21 protein-coding genes and 2 tRNA genes are annotated in these 21,763 nt (G+C 61.9%); 9 read left to right on the forward strand and 14 right to left on the reverse strand.

The window, feature by feature from the left end; all coding sequences use genetic code 11:
• Positions 1-340: 340 nt before the first annotated feature.
• From So717_RS09215 to So717_RS09230, 4 genes are all read right to left on the reverse strand, one after another.
• Complete coding sequence (locus tag So717_RS09215) at positions 341-2,323, reverse strand: methyl-accepting chemotaxis protein (protein WP_159976398.1); 1,983 nt, start codon at positions 2,321-2,323, stop codon at positions 341-343.
• A gap of 186 nt (positions 2,324-2,509) precedes the next feature.
• Positions 2,510-3,892 carry a 30S ribosomal protein S6--L-glutamate ligase gene (gene rimK / locus So717_RS09220; RefSeq protein ID WP_159976401.1) on the reverse strand — a complete coding sequence of 461 codons (1,383 nt, stop codon included), beginning with the start codon at positions 3,890-3,892 and terminating at the stop codon, positions 2,510-2,512.
• 175 nt (positions 3,893-4,067) lie between these two features.
• The gene (locus So717_RS09225) at positions 4,068-4,343 is read right to left on the reverse strand and encodes an NfeD family protein (protein WP_159976403.1); all 276 of its coding nucleotides are present in this window, start codon (positions 4,341-4,343) and stop codon (positions 4,068-4,070) included.
• On the reverse strand, positions 4,340-5,236 hold the full coding sequence (locus tag So717_RS09230) for an SPFH domain-containing protein (protein WP_159976406.1): 897 nt from the start codon (positions 5,234-5,236) through the stop codon (positions 4,340-4,342). The genes So717_RS09225 and So717_RS09230 overlap by 4 nt, the downstream gene beginning before the upstream one ends.
• Positions 5,237-5,347: 111 nt before the next feature.
• On the opposite strand from So717_RS09230, the gene tgt reads away from it, so the two are divergent.
• From tgt to So717_RS09260, 6 genes are all read left to right on the forward strand, one after another.
• Entirely contained in the window at positions 5,348-6,475 is a 1,128-nt protein-coding gene (gene tgt / locus So717_RS09235; RefSeq protein ID WP_159976409.1) for a tRNA guanosine(34) transglycosylase Tgt, read from the forward strand.
• 103 nt (positions 6,476-6,578) lie between these two features.
• Positions 6,579-7,265 carry a methyl-accepting chemotaxis protein gene (locus So717_RS22510; RefSeq protein ID WP_275113667.1) on the forward strand — a complete coding sequence of 229 codons (687 nt, stop codon included), beginning with the start codon at positions 6,579-6,581 and terminating at the stop codon, positions 7,263-7,265.
• A gap of 196 nt (positions 7,266-7,461) precedes the next feature.
• Entirely contained in the window at positions 7,462-9,873 is a 2,412-nt protein-coding gene (lon, locus tag So717_RS09245; protein ID WP_159976415.1) for an endopeptidase La, read from the forward strand.
• Between the two features lie 210 nt (positions 9,874-10,083).
• Positions 10,084-10,158: transfer RNA gene (locus So717_RS09250), tRNA-Val, on the forward strand.
• A gap of 71 nt (positions 10,159-10,229) precedes the next feature.
• Complete coding sequence (locus So717_RS09255; RefSeq protein ID WP_159976418.1) at positions 10,230-10,832, forward strand: histidine phosphatase family protein; 603 nt, start codon at positions 10,230-10,232, stop codon at positions 10,830-10,832.
• Between the two features lie 34 nt (positions 10,833-10,866).
• Positions 10,867-10,942: transfer RNA gene (locus tag So717_RS09260), tRNA-Val, on the forward strand.
• A gap of 385 nt (positions 10,943-11,327) precedes the next feature.
• Here the strand turns inward: So717_RS09260 and So717_RS09265 are convergent.
• The 6 genes from So717_RS09265 to So717_RS09285 all read right to left on the reverse strand — a co-directional run bounded on the left by So717_RS09265 (position 11,328) and on the right by So717_RS09285 (position 16,227).
• Positions 11,328-12,017 (reverse strand): M48 family metallopeptidase, encoded by a 690-nt coding sequence (locus So717_RS09265; protein WP_159976421.1) that lies wholly within the window; start codon positions 12,015-12,017, stop codon positions 11,328-11,330.
• A gap of 80 nt (positions 12,018-12,097) precedes the next feature.
• Positions 12,098-13,285 (reverse strand): vWA domain-containing protein, encoded by a 1,188-nt coding sequence (locus So717_RS09270; RefSeq protein ID WP_159976424.1) that lies wholly within the window; start codon positions 13,283-13,285, stop codon positions 12,098-12,100.
• 7 nt (positions 13,286-13,292) lie between these two features.
• Positions 13,293-13,460, reverse strand: coding sequence for a hypothetical protein (locus So717_RS22045; protein WP_174239021.1), 168 nt, complete (start codon positions 13,458-13,460; stop codon positions 13,293-13,295).
• 16 nt (positions 13,461-13,476) lie between these two features.
• Positions 13,477-14,841, reverse strand: coding sequence for a DUF2927 domain-containing protein (locus tag So717_RS09275; RefSeq protein ID WP_159976427.1), 1,365 nt, complete (start codon positions 14,839-14,841; stop codon positions 13,477-13,479).
• A complete protein-coding gene (locus tag So717_RS09280) occupies positions 14,838-15,293 on the reverse strand; it encodes a GNAT family N-acetyltransferase (RefSeq protein ID WP_159976430.1) in 456 nt (151 codons plus the stop codon). Before So717_RS09280 ends, So717_RS09275 begins: the two co-directional genes overlap by 4 nt.
• A 94-nt stretch (positions 15,294-15,387) precedes the next feature.
• Positions 15,388-16,227 carry an AAA family ATPase gene (locus tag So717_RS09285; protein WP_159976433.1) on the reverse strand — a complete coding sequence of 280 codons (840 nt, stop codon included), beginning with the start codon at positions 16,225-16,227 and terminating at the stop codon, positions 15,388-15,390.
• A 166-nt stretch (positions 16,228-16,393) separates the two neighbouring features.
• Here So717_RS09285 and dksA point away from each other — a divergent pair, with 166 nt between their 5' ends.
• Both dksA and So717_RS09295 read left to right on the forward strand, forming a co-directional pair.
• Entirely contained in the window at positions 16,394-16,816 is a 423-nt protein-coding gene (dksA, locus tag So717_RS09290; protein WP_159976436.1) for an RNA polymerase-binding protein DksA, read from the forward strand.
• Positions 16,817-16,892: 76 nt separating this feature from the next.
• Complete coding sequence (locus So717_RS09295; RefSeq protein ID WP_174239022.1) at positions 16,893-18,038, forward strand: FAD-dependent monooxygenase; 1,146 nt, start codon at positions 16,893-16,895, stop codon at positions 18,036-18,038.
• Between the two features lie 70 nt (positions 18,039-18,108).
• Here the strand turns inward: So717_RS09295 and ocd are convergent, their stop codons facing one another.
• Both ocd and rocF read right to left on the reverse strand, forming a co-directional pair.
• Entirely contained in the window at positions 18,109-19,161 is a 1,053-nt protein-coding gene (gene ocd / locus So717_RS09300) for an ornithine cyclodeaminase (protein WP_159976442.1), read from the reverse strand.
• Positions 19,162-19,176: 15 nt separating this feature from the next.
• Complete coding sequence (gene rocF / locus So717_RS09305) at positions 19,177-20,097, reverse strand: arginase (protein ID WP_159976445.1); 921 nt, start codon at positions 20,095-20,097, stop codon at positions 19,177-19,179.
• 109 nt (positions 20,098-20,206) lie between these two features.
• Between rocF and So717_RS09310 the strand changes: the two genes are divergently transcribed.
• Entirely contained in the window at positions 20,207-20,632 is a 426-nt protein-coding gene (locus So717_RS09310) for an Lrp/AsnC family transcriptional regulator (protein ID WP_159976448.1), read from the forward strand.
• On the opposite strand, the gene So717_RS09315 is transcribed toward So717_RS09310, so the two are convergent.
• Positions 20,629-21,084: a disulfide bond formation protein B gene (locus tag So717_RS09315; RefSeq protein ID WP_159976451.1), complete on the reverse strand. Its 456-nt coding sequence runs from the start codon at positions 21,082-21,084 to the stop codon at positions 20,629-20,631. The two genes, So717_RS09310 and So717_RS09315, sit on opposite strands and share 4 nt — an antisense overlap.
• Complete coding sequence (locus So717_RS09320; RefSeq protein ID WP_159976454.1) at positions 21,081-21,695, reverse strand: exopolysaccharide biosynthesis protein; 615 nt, start codon at positions 21,693-21,695, stop codon at positions 21,081-21,083. Before So717_RS09320 ends, So717_RS09315 begins: the two co-directional genes overlap by 4 nt.
• Positions 21,696-21,763 lie beyond the last annotated feature (68 nt).

Here is a 21,763-nt window from a genome sequence, read left to right on the forward strand (position 1 = left end):
ATCGGCCGATGGATGGCGAAGCGCAAATCAGCGCGCGTGATTGACATCATTCAAGGTAAAACGACGGTGACCGAAGCCAGTCAATCCCATGATTTGTGACCTGCTTCCCTGAAAAATCCTCGATTTGAGGCCAGCCTGTTCCCCAACCGAGGAGAGGCCCGGGAGATCATTGAAATCTGGAGGATCGACTACACAACACCCAGAGGCCACACCCATCTCCCGGCAGGCTGGCCGCAGCGTTTTAAGCCAGTCTTGACCATGTCCTCCCGCCTGCCTCGCTTGAGATACGCAAGGGCTCCGCTCATTCCTGCTTTGCGCCCCCGGGGGTGCAAATTAATGATCAGAAGTCTTCCCATCCATTTGCGGCCAGTTTTGTTGTTGCACTGTCGCGAGCCGCCTCAGGGTGTGCTGCGGCCTTTGGCGCGGAAGCGGCTGGTGATCCGGCATCCGCCTTGCGGGGCGTCGTGACCGCGGCTTTGTCCTGACCCAGCTTAAAGTTGTCGACAGCAGAGACCAGCGCGTCGGTTTCCTGGGTCAGCGCATGGCTGGCCGCTGTGGTTTCCTCGAACATGGCCGCGTTCTGCTGAGTGACCGTGTCCAACTCGTTCACCGCAGTGTTGATTTCCTGAATGCCTTGCGCTTGTTCCTTTGCGGAAGTTGCGATGCTGTTGATCCGTTCTGTGATCTCGGAAACAGAGTCAAGAATCTGGTCCAGAGCGGTGCCTGTCTCGTCCACAAGCTCAAAACCCTGCTGGACCTTGGTACTCGATTCCGAGATCAGCAGATTGATCTCGCGGGCCGCTTCGGAGGAGCGCTGCGCCAGAGCGCGGACCTCGGTGGCCACAACGGCAAAGCCGCGCCCGGCCTCACCTGCACGCGCCGCCTCAACACCGGCATTGAGTGCAAGAAGGTTGGTCTGAAAGGCGATCTCTTCGATCACATTGGTGATCTTTGATATCTCGTCGGAGGAGGCGCGGATTCCTTCCATCGCATCTACCGCCTTGCGCGCCACCTGACCGCCCTTGTCGGCGCTGCCTTTGGCATCGACCGATACTTTGGACGCTTCATCCGCGCTGGCAGCGGCGGATTGGACGGAGCTGGTCAACTCATCAAGCGCCGCCGCGGTTTCCTCCAGCGTGCCTGCCTGTTTCTCGGTGCGACGTGACAGATCATCCGCCGCAGAGGTGATGTCGCTGGCCTCGTTTCGGATCGATTCAGCATTTTGCATCACTGCGCCAACCGCCCCGCGCAAGGAATTCAGAGCTGAGTTGAAATCCGCCCGAAGCTGCTCGTACTGGCCCGGGAAAGGCTCTGAGATCTGACCGGTCAAGTCACCATCGGCAAGGCGTTGCAGACCACGACCCAAGGCTTCTACAACCCTGTTTTGCGCCTGTGTCTGAGCCTCGCGCTCCTGCATTTCCGCGTCCTGCCGCGCCTCGCGGTCGGCACGGGCCTGCTCCTCTTCGCGGCGCTTGCGCTCTAGCGCGGCCTGTTCGGCGGCGTGCTGCTCGGCTTCCCGTTTGCGCTCATCCTCCGCCGCCTGCAACTCGCGCTGGCGCGTTTCTTTTTCGCGCTGCTGCTCACGCTCGTGCATTTCGGCCCGCTCGATCAAACCGGTGCGGAACACCTCCAAGGCGCGCGAAATCTCACCAAAAGCCGTGCGGTCCTTGCTGTAGGGCACGTCGGATGTTGTATCACCTTCGGACAGGCTGGACATGCGGCTTGTCAGCCGGCTCAGCGGACGTGTCACGCTATAGGCAATCAGTGCCGCACCTGCCAGCAAGGCCACCGCAAGAACGCCCAACATCATGTAGAGGTCTTGCTTTACTGCCGCTTGTTCGGCCTCGATCCGCAACAGATAGGCGCCTGTGCCAATCACCCACTCCCAAGGCTCGAACGGTAGCACTACGGCGACCTTCTCGATGGGGGGATCGCCTTCCTCTGCATTTGGGGCCGCCCAGAGGTAGTCAACCGTGCCAGCGGTCCCGTCGCGCACGCTGTCGACGATTTCGCGGAAAAGATAGGTGCCATTGGGGTCTGTTGTGTCTACAAAATTCCGTCCGTTCAGGGCGGGGTTCACCCCATGCGCCACCATATTGTGATCCATATCGATGACGAAGAAGTAGTTGTCGCCTTCGTAGCGCAGCGCCGAAATGGCATCCAAAGCGCTTTTCTGGGCTTGCTCCCGGGTCATCTCACCCGACGTCTCACGCGCGTGGGCGACCCGCGCGATGGATGTGGCGACCTCTGACAGATGTGTCAGTTCAACCTCTTTCAGATCAAGCGAGGCATTCTCGAACGTCAGAACAGCTGTCCGCTGCATCGCGAACAAGCCAGCAATCGACAGTAAAACCAATGCACACAGACGTGCAGCGACGCCAACGCGACCCATAAGACCCATCGGAACTTCCCCTTAAAGCAACTCTCGCCGAGATGTAGTGAGAAGACTTTAAGAACATCCTAAGCGGGACGCAGTTTGTCAGGGACGTGCGCTGCGCGACGGCATCCGTCAGCTTCGGGAGCGTTTCCGGGCGGGCTGGGGTCTCACGCGGGCTTCGATCTCATCATAGAGCTTGCCGACGATGTCTTTGCCCGTCGCCGTTTCGATGCCCTCGAAACCGGGTGAGGAGTTCACTTCCAGCACCTTGGGGCCGCTTTCGGACCGCAGAAGGTCCACGCCCGCCTTGCCGAGCGCAAAGGCGCGGGCGGCGCGCACGGCGGTGTCGCGCTCCTCCTTGGTGATCCGCACCACCTTGGCCGAGCCGCCCCGGTGCAGGTTGGAGCGGAAATCCCCCTCCGCTCCGGTGCGTTTCATGGCGGCCACGACCTTGCCCGCGATCACCAGGCATCGGATGTCCTCGCCCGCGGCCTCCTTGACGAAATCCTGCACGAGAAAGTTGGCTTTCAACCCGCGAAAGGCGTCTATGACCGATTCAGCGGCCTTCTTGGTCTCGGCCAATACGACACCCTTGCCTTGGGTCGATTCCAGGAGTTTCACGATGAGTGGCGCTGTGCCCACAAGCCCCATGAGGTTCGAGGTGTCCTTCGGCGAGGCGGCGAAGGCGGTGGTGGGCATGCCAATTTTCTTGGATGCGAGGATCTGATGCGCATGCAGCTTGTCGCGGCTGGCGGTGATGCCAGCGGAGCCGTTCACGCAGTAGGTGCCGATGGTTTCGAACTGGCGGATGATTGCGGTGCCGTAGGAGGTGATCGACGCGCCGATGCGCGGGATTACCGCGTCATAGCGGGGCAGGCGTTTGCCGTCGTAGTGCACCTCCGGCGCCATGGCGTTGATCGCCATGTAGCAGCGGGTGGTGTTGATCACTTCGACGGTGTGGCCGCGTGCCTCGCCGACTTCGACCAGACGGCGGGTGGAGTAATTGTCCTCCCGGCTGAGCACAGCGATGCGCAGGGCGCGTTTGGGCGCGCGGCGTTTCAGCGTGGAGCTGTGGTAGTCGTCATAGCTCAGCTCGGGCTGCAGGTGCTTTTCCGTGGGTGAGATCGAGATGTGATCGGAGAGCGCTTGGCGCCCCAGCAGCATGCGCGAGGACATCGACGCGCGGTTGGTGAGCGTGATCTCGATGGGCCAGCTCTGCTCGCCGACGGTGAGCGTGGAGGAGATCACAAAGCGCTGTTCGGTTTCGCCATTGGAGGAGGTGACTTCCCGGCGATCCACCAGCGGTGCGGAGCAGGTGATGGCCATGTCTTCGCGCCCGGCAATCGGGTGCACGTTGAAGCGGACCTTGGGCTGCTTGGCGGAACCAAAGACCTCGATGTCATGGGCGTGCAGTGCCGAGGTGCGCGCGCCCGTGTCGACTTTAGCCTTGATCGCGGGCAGGCCGAGATCCGGCAGCGATACCCACTCCTCCCAGCCAAAGGTCAGCTTTTCCATGATATCCGCCTTCTGCCTCTGGTCCGGGGGTAACAGGTGCCCGGCGTGATCTCAACCTGATGCCGCGCGACAGAGTTTCATGCCTCCGGCGGGGATATTTATGGCCAAGAGAAACGACAGCGGTTTCTTCTGGCCAGAAATATCCCGGGGTATGGGGCAGAGCCCCATTCTTGACCTAGCCATCGTTGATGTCGTTGTGCACGATCCTGGCGCCGGAAGACTGCTTGCGAAAAGCCAGGCGCAACCCGATCCAGGCGATCAGAGAGAGGCCTGCGAAGACAGCGAGCAGGGCGGGTGCGGTCAGGCCGGGGGCGATGAGGATCACCGCCAGCATGGCAAGCGCACCCAGGGCGAAGCCGAGGAAGATGAAACCGGGCACCAGCACTTCGATGACCGCCAGCGCGAGGGCGGCGGCTGTCCAGACCCACCAGAGGTTCAGAAGCTCACTCATGTGCCGCGGCCCTTCAGCATCTTGAAGGCGTCGCCAAAGGCCTCGATGGTCTGGCTGGGCACCACGATGGTTTGCTTGCCTTCACCGGCGCCGAGCGCGTTCAGCGATTCCACCTGTTTCAGGGCGATCTGGTATTGCGCCGCTTCCAGTCCGTTTTCATTGATCGCCTGTGCCACGACCTGCGTCGCGTAGGCTTCGGCATCCGCCAGGATGCGACGCGCCTTGGCGGTTTGCTCGGAGGCGTAGAGTTCGGCGTCGGCGGCCAGCTCCACCGCGCGTTTGGCACCCTCGGCCTTTGTGACCTCAGCCCGGCGGGCGCGTTCGGCGTTGAGCTGTTGCAGCATCGCGTCGCGGGTGGCCTGATCAAGGTTCACGTCGAGGATTTCGGCGCGGGTCACCTCGATGCCCCAGTCGTCCACGGCGTCTTCGACCAGAGCCTTGATGGTGGTGATCAGATGCGCGCGGTTGGCTTGCACGTCGTCGAGGTCCATCTTGCCGATCTCGGCCCGCACGATGCCCGCCACGGTGGTGGCGATGGCGGCATCCACATCGCGGATGCGGTAGACTGTGCGCTCAGGCTCGGTGATGCGATAGAAGACAGAGGTTTCCACCTGCACCAGCACGTTGTCCTTGGTGATCGCATCCTGGCTGGCATTGGGCAATTGCCGCTCCAGGATCGAGATTTCATGGGCCACGCGGTCGATAAAGGGCACGATGAGGTTGATCCCGGGCCCGAGCACCGAGCGCAGACGGCCAAAGCGCTCGATCACGTATTTTTCGGATTGCGGCACGATCTTGACCGCTTTCACGATCACAACGATGAAGAGGGCGGCCAGCAGTAGGAAGACCAGCGAGCCTTCGATCAGGGAGATGATCAGAGTTTCAATATCCACCGTAGGGTCCTCCTTTGGGCGCTTGCGGCTCCTAGGTGACCTGTCCGCTGCCGGATTGCAAGTTTTGCGCAGGGCGGGTATCGCGCGATGCGAATGGGACAGAGGCTCGGAATGCAGGCATTTGGCTTTGAGGTGCGCGCACAGGACGGTAAGGCGCGCCGTGGCATAATCCGCACGGCGCGGGGCGAGATCCGCACGCCGGCGTTCATGCCCGTGGGCACGGCGGCGACGGTCAAGGCGATGATGCCGGACAGCGTGCGCGAGACGGGTGCGGACATTTTGCTGGGCAACACCTATCACCTGATGTTGCGCCCGACGGCGGAGCGCATCGATCGTCTGGGCGGGCTGCACAAGTTCATGAATTGGGAACGTCCGATCCTGACCGATTCGGGTGGCTTTCAGGTGATGAGCCTGGCCGCTCTGCGCAAGCTCACCGAGCGCGGTGTGACCTTCAAGAGCCATATCGACGGCTCGAAACATGAGATCACGCCAGAGCGGTCGATGGAGATCCAGCGGTTGTTGGGCTCGGACATTGTCATGTGTTTTGACGAATGCCCGGCGCTGCCGGCGGACCGTGCGGTGATTGCCGAGAGCATGCGTCTGTCGATGCGGTGGGCGCAACGCTCGCGTGATGCGTTTGGCGACCGGCCTGGGCATGCGCTGTTCGGCATCCAGCAAGGCGGGTTGGAGGAGGATTTTCGAGCGGAAAGTGCCGCAGCGCTGACCGACATTGGCTTTGACGGCTATGCGGTGGGTGGTCTGGCTGTGGGCGAAGGGCAGGCCGCGATGTTTGGTTGTCTGGATTTCGCGGCGGACCAGCTGCCAGAGGACAAGCCACGATACTTGATGGGGGTGGGCAAGCCCGATGACATTGTGGGGGCAGTAAAACGCGGCATTGATATGATGGATTGCGTGTTGCCGTCCCGCTCCGGGCGCACCGGGCAGGTCTTCACCCGGCGCGGGGTGCTCAACATCAAGAACGCGCGGCATATGGATGACCCGCGCGCCCTCGACGAAGACTGTCGTTGCCCGGCCTGTCGGCAGTATTCACGGGCCTATCTGCATCATGTGTTTCGCAGTCAGGAGATTATCTCCTCCATGCTGCTGACCTGGCACAATATGACGTATTATCAAGACCTTATGCAGGAGATGCGTGACGCCATCGCAGAGCAGCGCTTTGCTGCTTGGGAGGCTGCATTTCACGCGGGCCGCGCCGAAGGCGATATTCCTCCGCTCTGAGAGCAGTTTTGACGATAATTTTTTGCACCTGTGGCGCCCGGCTTAAGGCATGCTTAACCCATCCCCCTCTAGACCAAATCCGAACAGAGTAGGAGGTGCCCCCATGTCGTCAAAACCTGATCCGCGAACCGCAGATGGTGAGATGTCACGGGATCACGCCCTCAACCTCGTGTTGTCGCGAATCTCGCGGGTGCCGGTGGCAGCGATGCAGGTGCTTGTCTATCATATGGAGACGGCGGCCGAGCAAGAGGGCAATGTCACGCCCAAGGAGTTCGCCCGTGCCGCGAAGATGATCACCGAAGGCCGGAAGGCGCTGCATCGCCTTGTGGAGGATTATCTGGAACCGCATGACGTGGCGCTCAGCGAGCAACTGACGGAGAAGCTGGCCGTGCTCACGCGGTCCGTTGATGAGCTGCACCGGCTTGTGAGCGGCGCGACTGTGACAAATGACGAGATACGCGGCTTCAAACCCGCGGGGGACATGTATGATCTGTGTTGTGCCCGGGTCACGCAGGAAGTCGGCGCCTTTTCGGATTTGCTGGGCGATTTTTTCCTCAAGCTCAGCGACAAGGATCGTTCCAATGTGGACGATCACACCAGTGCCATCGCGATGGAGATCGGCAAGATCGGGCGGGTGATCAATATGGTCGCCACCAATGCCTCGATCGAGGCGGCCCGGGTGGGCGACGCGGGCAAGGGCTTCACCGTGATCGCTGACGAGGTGAAAACACTCTCATCGCGGGTGTCATCCCTGTCGGTGTCGTTGACGGACAATCAGAACCCGAACTAAGCGTGTTTCGACAGGTCAAAAGGGGCGATTGAAGGCTTGTGCTTCAGGCGTTCTCTGGCCATGCTGCTGCCAGCCGAAACTGCGGTGCGGTTGATTTGTGAGGCAAAGGCCCCACCTTAATCATCCGATCCGGAGATGGTCGAGTGTTGCTGCTGATGCGGGACCAGAACCATCTTGCCAAAAATAAGGATAGAGCATGCAAGAGCCTCTGAACGCCTCCTACCCGGTATTGCCGCTGCGCGATATCGTTGTGTTCCCACACATGATTGTCCCCCTCTTTGTCGGCCGCGAAAAATCCGTTCGCGCGCTGGAGGAGGTTATGGCGGATGACAAGCAGATCCTGTTGTCGAGCCAGATCGATCCGGGCGTCGATGACCCGGACAGTGATGGCATCTACAAGGCCGGGGTGCTGGCCAATGTGCTGCAACTGCTGAAACTGCCTGACGGCACGGTGAAAGTGCTGGTGGAAGGGCAGGCGCGGGTGCGCATTGCCGAATACCTCGACAATGACAGCTTCTTCGAAGCGCGGGCTGAGTATCTGACCGAGATGCCGGGCGATCTGGCCACCACCGAGGCGTTGTTGCGCACCGTGTCGGACGAGTTCGAGCGCTATGCCAAGGTCAAGAAAAACGTGCCCGAAGAGGCGCTTGCGGCGGTCGGTGAAAGCGCTGAACCGGCAAAGCTGGCCGATCTTGTGGCGGGTCATCTGGGCATCGAAGTGCATCAGAAGCAGGACTTGCTGGAGACGCTGAGCGTCAGCGAGCGGCTGGAGAAGGTCTATGGCCTGATGCAGGGCGAGATGTCGGTGCTGCAGGTTGAAAAGAAGATCAAGACGCGCGTGAAGTCCCAGATGGAGCGCACGCAACGCGAGTACTATCTCAACGAACAGATGAAGGCGATCCAGCAGGAACTGGGCGACGGCGAAGACGGCAAGAACGAGGTCGCCGAGCTCGAAGAAAAGATCGCCGAGACGAAGCTGAGCAAAGAGGCCAAGGAAAAGGCTGAAGCCGAGATCAAAAAGCTCAAGAATATGAGCCCCATGTCGGCCGAGGCCACCGTGGTGCGCAACTATCTCGACTGGATGCTGTCGATCCCCTGGGGTGTGAAATCCCGGGTGAAGAAGGATCTTGGTCGCGCGCAGAAGGTCCTGGACGACGACCACTATGGCCTTGAGAAGGTTAAGGAACGCATTGTTGAATATCTTGCGGTGCAGCAGCGTTCGACCAAGCTGAAAGGCCCGATCATGTGCCTTGTCGGCCCGCCCGGCGTGGGCAAGACGAGCCTGGGCAAATCGGTGGCGAAGGCCACGGGACGCGAGTTCATTCGCATCAGCTTGGGCGGTGTGCGCGACGAATCCGAGATCCGGGGGCACCGGCGCACCTACATCGGCTCCATGCCCGGCAAGATCATCCAGGCGTTGAAAAAAGCCAAGACAACCAACCCGCTGATCCTGCTCGACGAGATCGACAAGATGGGGCAGGACTTCCGGGGCGACCCTGCGTCGGCCATGCTCGAAGTGCTTGACCCGGAACAGAATGGCACCTTCGTGGATCACTATCTGGAGGTCGAATATGACCTTTCGAACGTGATGTTCCTGACCACGTCTAACAGCTACAACATGCCCGGGCCGCTGCTCGACCGGATGGAGATCATTCCCCTGGCGGGTTATACCGAGGATGAAAAGCGCGAGATCGCGCGGCAGCATCTGGTGCCGAAGCAGGTGAAGAACCACGGGCTCAAGGCCAAGGAGTTCGCGCTGGAGGAGTCCGCCATCACCGAGATGATCCGCACCTATACCCGCGAGGCGGGCGTGCGGAATCTGGAACGTGAGATCGCCAAGGTGGCACGGAAATCGCTGACCAAGATCATCAAGAAAGAGGCTGAGGCGGTCACCGTCACAGATGAAAACCTTGATGAGTTCCTTGGCGTGAAAAAGTACCGCTATGGTCTGGCCGAAAAAGAGGATCAGATCGGGGTTGTGACCGGATTGGCCTATACTTCGGTCGGCGGTGAATTGCTGAGCATCGAGGCGCTGCGCCTGCCGGGCAAGGGCCGGATGAAAACCACCGGCAAGCTCGGCGACGTGATGAAGGAATCGATTGACGCGGCTTCTTCCTATGTGCGGTCGATTAGTCCGCAGATCGGGGTCAAACCGCCGCAGTTCGACAAGATCGACATCCACGTGCACGTGCCGGATGGGGCCACGCCTAAAGATGGGCCAAGCGCCGGTCTGGCGATGGTCACATCGATTGTTTCGGTGCTGACCAAGATCCCGGTGCGCAAGGATATTGCGATGACCGGGGAGGTTTCCTTGCGCGGCAACGCGATGCCCATCGGTGGCTTGAAGGAGAAGCTGCTTGCTGCGCTTCGTGGCGGGATCACAACGGTTCTGATCCCCGAAGAGAACGCGAAGGATCTGCCCGAAATTCCAGACAATGTGAAAGAGGGGCTTGAGATCATCCCCGTGACCCATGTGTCCGAGGTGCTCAAACACGCGCTGACAGAGACACCGGAAGCCATCGATTGGGATCAGGAAGCTGAGGAAGCAGCTGCGGCTGCCGCACTGGCAGGCGCCTCTGACACCGGGGATACAGCCACAGCCCATTGAGGCCCTGAAAAATGCGATCCGACGCGGCCCTCCGGGGCCGCGTTTGATTTTGTAGTCGTGATTTTTACAAATGCGGAGGGGGAAGGGCGCGGACGGGGTACCAGCCCGGCCCCATTGCGAGGTGATCGCAGCCAACTGCGGTGATGCAGCATCGAAATCTACTCGGCGCCTCTTGCATGGCCAGACGGTTTTGAGTAGGTAACCGGCCACGGGTGATTAGCTCAGTGGTAGAGCGCTTCGTTCACATCGAAGATGTCAGGAGTTCAAATCTCTTATCACCCACCATTTTCCCCGCGTTTTCGCTCTTTTTCAGGTGAGATCATCTTTGATCGCGGGTGATCGAGGGCCCGATCGCAATGAACAAAGGACACTTCATCCGCGTGTATCCCCCCGTCTATATTCTGCGTCACGGTCAGACCGAATGGAATGCACAGCACCGGATCCAGGGGGGGCTGGATTCGCCGCTGACCAAGCTGGGGCGGACACAGGCGCAGATGCAGCGGACGCTGTTGCAGGACTGCGACCTGGACGGCTACCACGCTATCTGCAGCCCGCAGGGACGTGCATTGCAGACCGCTGCGATTGCTCTGGAGGGGCTGGTCCCGCGCATCGAGACGGATGTGCGGCTGGCTGAGATTGGGGTTGGCGTTTGGGAGGGTCTGTCGCGCACTGACCTGACGAGAGATCGCGTGGTGGACGAAAGCGAAGAGAGCGCGCTTGACCTCTACGATAGAGCCCCCGGTGGCGAGGGGTTTGTGGCCCTGCGCGCGCGCTGTCTGTCGTTTATGGACAGCCTTCCGGGTCCTGCGGTGCTGGTCACCCATGGCATCACCTCCCGCATGCTGCGCCTGATTGCACTTGATATGGATATCAGCGAAATCGGCACGTTGCCCGGTGGTCAAGGGGTGATCTATCACCTGCAAGACGGCACAATGCAGAAGCTGTCGATAGGGGCTTGAAGCGCACGGGCAGTTTGGGTAAACCGCGCGGGCCGGGTCGTTAGCTCAGTTGGTAGAGCGCTTCGTTTACACCGAAGATGTCGGGAGTTCGAGCCTCTCACGACCCACCACCGCCCCCGCGTCACTATCATTGGATTGAGTGGTCTTTTGCCGACTCATCAGCCCGTTTGTGTCCTGTTACAGCATGGACACATGGGGCGCCCCGTGCGTGACGGGAAACGACAGGATATGGATGCTCTCGGTGCATTGGTCTGACACTGGTTATCGGCAGTCGATGACGGTGTAGCGGAAGATGGCTCTCAGAGCCGCGGGCCTCGAATTTGTGAGCTTCTTTGCCGAATGTGCCGCTTCGTCGGTCGTGTTTACCAACGCCGACCAAAGAGTGGCCGAGCAGGCGCGCTGCAGGCGAAAGATCAGATCATCTATAGCTGCACGAGATGAGATAGCTCAACGTATTGAGTGACATCGAAACCCGCCGGCGCGTCGCCAAAGGCTTCACTGTGCAGGCGCCCATTTGGTTTCGAGTGCGCGCAAGGCGGCGATCCGCTCTTCGGTTTTTGGGTGGCTGAGCAGCCAGGCCGGGGCTGTTCCGCCGTTGCTCTGGGTCAATGCGTCCAGTTTTTGGAACAGGCTGATTTGGGGGGCGACGCCGATCCCGGCCTTGGTCAGCAGGGCGGCGGCGTAGGCGTCCGCCTCATACTCGTCTGATCGCGACAGGCGTGCGGCCAGCAGGCTGGTGAGCAGGCCCGCGATCCAAGGACCCACACCGGGGATGAAACGGCCGAGCACCATGGCCAGTGCGGTGCGCAGCGCGTTCTGGCCCGAGAAGTCGATCATCCGCCTGCGGGAGTGGCCCAGGGCCACGTGGCCCATTTCATGCGCGATGACGCTGGCCAGTTCGTCTCCGGTCACCTCGCCTGCGCGGAACTTGTTGTAGAACCCGCGCGTGATGAAAATGCGCCCGTCAGGCGCGGCCAGCCCGTTCACCGGGTCGATCTCGTAGATGTGCACACGGAGGCGCGGCAGATCGAGAGCGGCGGCCATCCGGTCCATCAGCACCCTGAGCATCGGGTCCGCCAGTTCCGTTGATTGCGCATCCAACTGTTTTGCCGTGCGCCATGCGGAAAACCGGTAGATGACTACCCCGTAGAGGATGGCCAACAGGATGGGCATAAGTTTGATCATGGGGTGAATATGGGACCGGGGGGCGCTTGCGGCAAGTTCAGGTGCCTCCGGCGGGGATATTTTTGGCCAAGAGAAGGACGCTAGCGGCTGAGTACTTTCATGCCCGCCTCGATCCCCGAAAGTGTCATGGGCACCATGGCCGCGGGGCCGATCAGCTCCTGGATCATCGAGATGGATTGCGTGTAGGGCCAGTATTTTTCCGGCACCGGGTTGATCCAGAGGGTCGCGGGCCAGTGATCGCGCAGGCGTGTGAGCCAGACAGCACCGCTTTCCTCGTTCCAGTGCTCATTGGCGCCGCCGGCGTAGGCGATCTCGTAAGGGGACATGGAGGCGTCGCCCACAAAGATGCATTTGTAGTCGGGACCATATGTGCGCAGCACCTCATGGGTCGGGATCTGTGCGTCCCAGCGGCGGCGGTTGTCGCGCCAGAGCCCTTCGTAGATGCAGTTGTGGAAGTAGTAGTAGTCCATATGTTTGAATTCGGCACGGGCGGCGGAGAAGAGCTCCTCGACGACTTTGATATGCGAGTCCATGGAGCCGCCGACGTCGAGAAACAGCAGCACCTTGACCGCGTTGCGCCGCTCGGGCCGGGTTTTCACGTCAAGATAGCCGTGCTCGGCCGTGGCGCGGATGGTGCCGCCCAGGTCCAGCTCTTCCTCTGCGCCGTCGCGGGCCCAGCGGCGCAGGCGTTTCAGCGCCACCTTGATGTTACGGGTGCCGAGTTCGACCGTGTCGTCGAGGTTGCGAAATTCTCGTTTGTCCCAGACCTTGGTGGCGCGCTGGTGGCGTGAGCGGTCCTGCCCAATGCGCACGCCTTCGGGGTTGTAGCCATAGGCACCGAAGGGGGAGGTGCCGGCGGTGCCGATCCATTTGTTACCGCCCTGATGGCGGCTTTTCTGTTCCTCCATCCGCTTCTTCAGCGTTTCCATCAGCTTGTCAAAGCCGCCCATGGCTTCAATCTCGGCCTTCTCTTCCGGGCTGAGGTGCTTTTCGGCCATCTTTTCGAGCCAGTCGCGGGGGATGTCGACCGCCTCCAGCACGGCGTCGGTTGGGATGTCCTCCAGCCCCGAAAAAGCGGTGGCAAAGGCGCGGTCGAATTTGTCGATGTGGCGCTCGTCTTTCACGAGGGTGAGGCGGGCGAGGTAATAGAAGGCCTCGACGTCATAGGTGGCCAGCCCCGCCTGCAGCCCTTCGAGAAACGACAGAAACTCCCGCAGCGACACGGGCACAGCGGCCTTTCGCAGAGCATCGAAGAAGGGCAGGAACATCAGGCGGCTACCCCATCATGCGCAGAAAGACGATGGAGCCCAACATGTACAGCAACGTGAAGATCAGCGCATAAACGGCGGCATATTGCGCGATGTCCTTGCGGTTGCCCTTGCGGCGTGCGGCGGTCACCCCGCCGATGAGTGCGCCCAGAATGGTGACGCCAATCCCGATCATAGCTTTCCCCGTTCGCTTATGTGGGCGTGTTCAACGGGTTTAGGTTTGCGATCTCGCGTTGCCTGGCCCGCACGGCCCAATCTGGTCCGAACCCGTAGCGCGCCCACCCCAGACTGTCCAGCCGCACACGTGCGGCTTGCGCGTCGCGGCCCGTGAGGCTGAGCGCTTCGGAGCGCATCAGTTGCAGCGTGGCCAGCAAAGATGCGTTCTGTGCGGCGCGGGCCGGCTCAAGGTGGGGAGCAATGCGGCGCAGGGCACGGGCGCCGTTGCCTTCGGTCAGGTCATAGGCTGCGAGTTGTGTGGCGACATAAGCGCGGTGCAGGTGGGTGTCAGGGGACCTTGCATAGAGCGTGTCAGCGGCCTGAAAATGACGGAGGGCGATCGCGGCGTCTGTCGCCTGCAGCGTGCGGCCAAGGGCGTAATGCGCAAAGGCGAGGCGCAGATCGGTCCAGCCTTCCTGCTGCGCGATGGCAACCGCGCGCTGCGCTGCGGCCCGCCGGGTGGACGGTCCGGCTCCTGGGCCAAGAGCTGTCTGGATGGCCTCCTGCCAGGCGCGGGGCGTTGGGGTCGTGGGCGCGCGCCGTGCTGTGCGGCCCGCCGGATTGATCCGCGCGAAGATCGCAGGCAGACGACGGGCCACCTCGGCCTGCGACATACCGGAGCGGAGCTCCGGCGCGTAGGTGGCGCGCAGGATCAGCATGTCGAAAGGGGTCAGCACCGCGTGCACATTGTCATCATTGAAGACGGAGTTGGGCAGGCGGTAGAGATCGTTCAGCGGGCCAAGCGCCTGTGCCAGCTCTTCGTGCAGGCAGTCGCGCGCCTCTTGCGGGCTGGCGTCGCTGGGCAGGAAAATCGCAAGCCGCTCGCGTGTTTGCAAGGCGGCCCAGTTGGTCTCGGGACTGCGGCGCGCGCCCCTGTACTCCTGCAAAGACCCGACGTTGGGCACGACAAAACAGGCGGCCTGAGGCAGCAGCCGCCGGATGTCCTTGCCGGGAACGGCTTGGATGGTGATGTTGGCTTGCGCACTTTCAGTTGTGCGAATGGGGATGCTGGCCTCATCGCGTAGCCGCGCCAGTAGGGCGCTCAGATCAGCGGCGAGGGTCGGCGGCGGGGTCCCGGTGACGCGCAGTGTGATCGGCCCTTCAAAGCGGGTCAGGATGGGCAGAACGCGGCCACTCTCCATCCGAAACGACAGGTCGAGGAAATCCTGCGCCAGGTCGGCGTTGGCGATGGGGGCTCCCGTGACGCGGGCGCGGCCAAAGCTCTTCATCGGTGGCAGAGTGCTGTCTGCGATCACCGCGCGCGAGGGCGGGGCGGTCTGGCTCGCAGGCGCGCAGGCGCTGAGCAGCATCATCAGGCCCAGGATGGCCCGGCGCTTCATGTCCGGTTGTACTTGATGAAGGGCGTCTTCACGCCGATGCGGTCATAAAGCTGCCGCGCGGTGGTGTTGAACTCCTGTGTCAACCAGTAGACGCCCGGTGCGCTGGTCGCATCCGCGGCCTCATACACCGCCTCGATCAGAGCGCGGCCGACGCCTTTGCCCCGCACAGCGGGGTCTGCATAGAGGTCCTGCAGATAGCAGACGTTTTCTTCTGACCAGCCGTGCCTGTGGAAGAGATAATGGGTCAGCCCCACAAGCCGCCCGTCCAGCTCGGCCACGAGGCCGCTGTAATCCTGCTGGTCATCGCCGAGAAGGCGGTCGAAGTAGAGATCGAAGATCGCTTGGGGACGTGTCGTCTCGTAGTACGCGAGATACGCCGTCCAGAGTGCGGCCCACTCTGCCTTGTCCTCAATGCGCAAGGGGCGCACGGTGACACCTGTAAGGTCTGCCATGGTTTTTGCCTGCCAATATGCCTCCTGTCCGCAGTCTTGACGCCGCAGATCATGGCCAAAGCTTAGACGGCAGCCCGGCTCATGGCAAGCTGGCTCAGCGCCCGCTGCGCGCCATGAAGGCGAGACGCTCAAACAGATGCACGTCCTGCTCGTTCTTCAAAAGCGCCCCGTGCAGCCTGGGCAGCGAATTGGCGCCGGAGGTCTTGAGGTCTTCGGCGGTCAGATCTTCGGCCAGCAGCAGCTTGAGCCAGTCCAGCACTTCGGAGGTGGAGGGTTTTTTCTTCAGCCCCGCCTGCTCGCGGATCTCGTAGAACTGCGTCAGCGCGGTGGTCAGCAGCGCGTCCTTGATGCCGGGGAAGTGGACTTCGACAATCGCGCGCAGGGTCTCCATCTCGGGAAAGCGGATGTAGTGAAAGAAGCAGCGGCGCAGGAAGGCGTCGGGCAGCTCTTTTTCGTTGTTCGAGGTGATGATCACGATGGGGCGGTGGCGCGCCTTGATGGTTTCGCCGGTCTCGTAGACGAAGAATTCCATCTTATCGAGTTCCTGCAACAGGTCGTTGGGGAACTCGATATCCGCCTTGTCGATCTCGTCGATCAGCAGCACCACCTTTTGGCCGGCCTCGAAGGCCTCCCAGAGCTTGCCTTTGCGGATGTAGTTGGCCACATCCTGCACCCGCTCATCGCCCAGCTGGCTGTCGCGCAGGCGGCTGACGGCGTCATATTCGTACAGGCCTTGCTGGGCGCGGGTTGTGGATTTGATGTTCCACTCAATCATAGGCAGATCAAGCGCCGCGCTGACCTGGCGCGCCAGTTCGGTCTTGCCGGTGCCGGGCTCGCCTTTGACGAGAAGAGGCCGCTCCAGCGTGACAGCCGCGTTAACCGCGATTGTCAGATCATCTGTCGCAATGTAGTCGGCGGTGCCCTCGAATTTCATGTGTTGTCAACCCCTTGTGACGCGCTGAATTGTGATGCTTTTAGCCCCATTTCTGCCGCATTGTGTAGTGACAATCGGCAGGACGTAAGGTAGATCGTCCGCAGGGGGCGCTTGGCCTAGGGACAAGTAGCGAATGACAAATGTTAGCCATGTTGAGGGGACGTCAATGAAACAGGAGCTGTTTCTGCCGGATGACTATCGTCCGGCTGAAGACGAGCCGTTCATGAACGAACGACAAGTCGAATATTTCCGTCGCAAACTGCTGAACTGGCGCGCCGAGCTTCTGGCGGGCAGCCGGGATACCATCGAAGGCCTGCAGGACGGCACACGCAACATTCCGGATGTGGCGGATCGCGCGTCCGAAGAGACCGACCGCGCGCTGGAGCTGCGCACCCGGGACCGTCAGCGCAAGCTGGTGAGCAAGATCGACGGTGCGCTGCGCCGCATCGAAGAGGGGGAGTTCGGATATTGCTCGGTGACGGGTGAGCCCATTTCACTGAAACGTCTGGATGCGCGGCCCATCGCCACTATGAGCCTTGAGGCGCAAGAGCGTCATGAGCGGCGCGAAAAGGTGCACCGCGACGATTGATCCGCTGTGATCTGACATTGAAGAATGCGAAAACGCCGGAGCTGAGACTTCGGCGTTTTTTGTTGCAGGAGAGGTGATGGTCGAGAGCGCAGTCATTGTCGGCGCCGGGATCGGTGGCCTGGCTTGTGCCACGGCATTGGCCCGCCGCGGCGTGGCCGTTACGGTGTTCGAACGGGCCCCGGCCATCCGGGACGTGGGGGCCGGGCTGCAGATCAGCCCAAATGGTCTCGCGGTTTTGCGTGCGCTGGGGCTGGAGGCCGTGCTTGATGCGCAAGGTGCGGTTCAGGCGACATCGGTGGTGCTCTCGGACTACAAAGCCGGGCGTGAGGTCGCGCGTCTCGACCTCACCCGTTTGGGCGATCAGCGGTATCTCTTTGTGCACCGGCACGATCTTGTTACCGTGCTGGCGCAGGCGGCGAAAGCGGCGGGTGTGACGCTGCGGCTGGGGCAAGCGGTGGCCTCAGTTGTTCCCGGTGATGCGCCGCATATTCTTTTGGGGGATGGGGCGCAGGCGCAGGCGGACGTTGCAATCTGCGCGGATGGCCTGCATTCGGTTGGACGACAAGTGGTCTCGCCCGGCGCAGAGGCGCGGTTTACCGGCCAGGTGGCCTGGCGCGCGACGGTGCCCGCGCAAGGCGCGCTGGCGCAGGCCCGTGTGTCGATGGGCCCGGGGCGGCATGTGGTCAGCTATCCGTTGCGCGGCGGCAGTATGATGAACCTGGTGGCGGTGCAGGAGCGCGACAGCTGGGCTGAAGAGGGCTGGCATCATGAGGATGATCCGGCGCATCTGCGCGCGGCTTTTGCGGATTTTGGCGGGCCGGTGGCTGAGCTGTTGTCGGAATTGAAGCAAGTGAGCCTTTGGGGATTGTTTCGGCATCCGGTGGCGGAGTGCTGGATGCGAGACAATGTGGCGCTGTTAGGGGATGCGGCGCATCCGACGCTGCCGTTTCTGGCGCAGGGGGCCAACCTCGCGTTGGAAGACGCCTGGGTCTTGGCGGAGTGTTTGGTGGCTGGGGAACCGGAGCGGTATCAGGCGCTGCGGCGGGACCGTGCGGGTAAGGTGATCGACGCGGCCAGCGGGAATGCATGGAAGTATCATTTGCGGCCAGGTGTGGTGCGGACGTTTGCGCATCTGGGCCTGTCATTGGGCAGCCGGGTCGCGCCGGGTATGATGATGCGTCAGTTTGACTGGATTTACCGCCATGATGTGACGGCCAGATGATCTCTTGATCCGGCGGCGCGCGCCTACGGCGCGCAGTCCATTCTTTGGTTTTGGGCACGCCCAAAACGGTTTAATCCGACCGGGCGCGCTGCAGCATGCCGAAGAGGTCGCGTGGATCGTCCGGATCGGCCAGCATGTCGAGCGCGGTGTAGAGACCTGTGGCCTGCAGTTGATCGCGGACGTAGCGCAGGGCGGAGAAATCCTCGATCGCGAAGCCGACGGAATCGAAGAGGGTGATTTGTTCGTCGGAGCACCGCCCTTCTGCCGCACCGGTCAGCACCTGCCAGATTTCGGTGACCGGGTGATCCTCGGCCAGTTGCTGGATCTCGCCTTCAACGCGGGTTTGTTCGGGGTATTCGACGAAAATCTCGGAGCGCTGCAGGATCGCTGGGGCCAGTTCGGTCTTGCCCGGACAGTCGCCGCCAATGGCGTTGATGTGCACGCCGGAACCGATCATGTTGTCACTCAGGATTGTGGCATATTGCTTGTCGGCGGTGCAGGTGGTGATGATCTGCGCGCCGAGAATGGCCTCTTCGGCGGTGGTGCATTGGGTTACCGTCAGGCCCAGGCCCGCGAGGTTGGCGGCGCATTTTTCGGTCGCGGCGCGGTCGGTGTCATAAAGGCGCACCTCGCGCAGTCCGCAGATCGCTTTCATGGCGAGGGTCTGGAATTCCGACTGCGCGCCATTGCCGATCATCGCCATGACTTTGCTGTGCTTGGGGGCCAGCAGCCGCGCGACCAGCGCTGAGGTCGCCGCGGTGCGCATGGCCGTCAGCAATGTCATCTCGCTGAGCAGCACTGGGTAGCCGGAGGCCACATCCGCCAGAAGGCCGAAGGCTGTCACGGTTTGCAGCCCCTCGCGGGTGTTCTTGGGGTGGCCGTTCACATATTTGAAGCCGTAGACGTCGCCATCGGACGTGGGCATCAGCTCAATCACCCCTTCGGCGGAGTGGCTGGCGACGCGCGGTGTCTTGTCAAAGAGCTGCCAGCGCCGGAAGTCGACCTCGATGTAGTCGGCGAGGCCGCGCAGCATGTCTTCTGCGCCGATGTAGTGGATCAGCTGCATCATGTGATCGACAGAGACAAAGGGCACAAGCGCCTTGTCGGAGGGGGTGGTGGTCATCGTTTGATCTCCCGGTCAATAGGCGCGTGTGGGACGGTCGAACACGCGGCGGCCCAGGGCTGAGGCCGCCAGATCGACCATCAACTGCGCAGTGCGGCCGCGTTCATCGAGAAAGGGGTTCAACTCCACCAGATCAAGCGAGGTCATCAGCCCGCTGTCATGCAGCATTTCCATGACCAGATGCGCTTCGCGGATTGTGGCGCCTCCGGGCACGGTGGTGCCTACGGCCGGGGCGACGGATGGATCCAGGAAATCGACGTCGAGCGAGACATGCAGCATGCCGCCTGCCGCGCTGACCTGATCGAGAAAGCGCGCGAGGGGTCTGGCGATGCCGGTCTCGTCGATCTCGCGCATGTCGACGCGCTGGATGGTGGTCTCTTGCAAGGCAGCGCGTTCGGCCTCGTCAACCGAGCGCAGGCCGACGATGGCGATGTTTTCCTGTGGCAATGGGGTATGGACGTCAGGAAAGCCATGGAAATCTGGCCGGCCTGTCACATAACCCAGAGGTGTTCCGTGCAGATTGCCGCTGTCCGTCGTGGCGGGCGTGTGGAAATCGCTGTGCGCGTCGAGCCAGAGCACAAAGAGCGGACGGTTGACGGCCTGGGCATGGCGCATGGCGCCCAGAACAGTGCCAAGCGCGAGGGCGTGGTCACCGCCGAGAAAGATCGGCAACCCGTCTTGCAACCCTGCCTGCGCTGCCTCGGCCAAGGCCTCGGTCCAGCCGATGGTTTCCTCCAGCGCGTGCAGGCGGCTGTGCGGCTTGGCCTCGTAAGCGGCTGGGGTCACATTGCCCCGGTCTTTGATGCGGTGCCCAAGGCTTTCGAGCGCCTCCGCGAGGCCTGCAGTGCGATAGGCATCCGGACCCATCAGGCAGCCACGACGGCGCTTGCCGCTGTCCACCGGGGCGCCGTAGAGAATGCAGGTTTGCGCGGTCATGATGTGTCCTCTCTGGTCTGCAAGAATCAGCGTAATGATCGCTTCGGGTTGTCGACAAGCCATCATTTTGATCATATCGTGTTTTGATTGACCATACCGGGTGTATAAAATGGACGATGTGGACAATAGGCTGGTTGGACTTCTGCGCCATGACGCCCGCGCGTCGCTTTCTGATCTGGCACATGCGCTGGGTCTGACGCGGGCCACGGTGCGCAACCGTCTTGCGCGGCTTCAGACCCGGGGCGACATCATCGGCTTCACCGTTGTGCTGAAAGAAGATGTGCTGAGCGACCCGGTGCGCGGGCTGATGATGGTGGCGATTGAAGGGCGCGGCACGGATCGCATCCTGCGGCATCTGTCGGGGATGCCCGAGGTGCGCCGGGTCCATTCGACCAACGGACGCTGGGATGTGATTGTCGAGATTGGCACCGACACGCTGGAACGCTTTGATCAGATCCTGTTTCAGATTCGGCGGCTGGAGGGCGTTACAGCAAGCGAGACAAGCCTGCTGCTCAGCACCCGCAAGGACAGTTAGGCGCGGCGCGCGGCCATCAGCCAGATCGCAATGAGCCCGCAGGACAGCAGGGCATTCCACCCGGCCATGCTGATCCCGGCCAATTGCCAGGCAATCTCGTCACAGCGCACCAGCGGCGCGGCCATGATCTGATCCAGCAGCTGATCCGCACTCATGCCGCCCACCGGCCCGGCGGAGCAACTGGTGGGGCCTTGCCACCAGCCTTGCTCAACCCCCACGTGAAAGGCGCCGACCCCGGCTGTGGCCGCTGCTGCCAGCGCACCCGCGAGGGCGAGGCCTGCGTGCGAGATCCGCAGGGCCAGCACACCGATCAGAATCGCCACGGCGTGCGGGTATCGCTGCCAGACGCAGAGCTTGCAGGGCGCATAGCCGAGCATCTGGAAGACATAGGCGCCCGCAAGCAGGCTTGCGGATCCGAGTGTGGCCAGTCCAATCAGCTGTAGGCGCGTCATAACCCGAGCCACCCTTTGATCAGACTTGCAAGCGTTGCTCCCGCAAACACCAAGGTTGCGATCCACGCGGTGCCAAGCACCATGCCGAGAATGACGAGGATGCCATCGCGCTGCAGCAGGCCCATAGAGACGATCACAACCGCGATGCCGGGGACGGTGTTGGTGCCGGGGAGCGGCACAAGAATGGAGGCGCTGAACAGCACCAGCCCAAGACCGACGAGCCGGTCCAAAGGCGCGCGAGTGAGGGCAGCTTGCCTGGGTCGACTGACGTTTTCGATTTTCCGCAGCCAGGGGCCCGCGCGCGTCGCCAAACTGTCCAGCCCCTCAGCCGACACGGTCCGGCGGCCCAGGCGGTCGGGCAACCACGGCGTGCGACGCCCCATCAGGATTTGCACTGAGACAAACATCAAGGGCAGCGAGACGACCTGCGGAATGCCGTAGAGAAATGGAATGCAGCAGGGCAGCGCCAGAACCAGGAGGAAGAGGCCAAAGGCACGCTCATGCAACTGCTGGAGAATCCAATCCAGCGTGACCGCCTCGCCCGCCGCTGAAGCTGACAGATTGGACAGGCGTTGCGAAATGGCCACGTCATTGGTGGCTTCAGCCGTCATGGGCATCTCTCCTGTGCGCGCTGGGGGCGACGATCGCCCGAGGCCGTTTTGCACCGCATATCAAGTCA

This window comes from Roseobacter cerasinus (genome assembly GCF_009811755.1).
GTDB lineage: Bacteria > Pseudomonadota > Alphaproteobacteria > Rhodobacterales > Rhodobacteraceae > Roseobacter > Roseobacter cerasinus.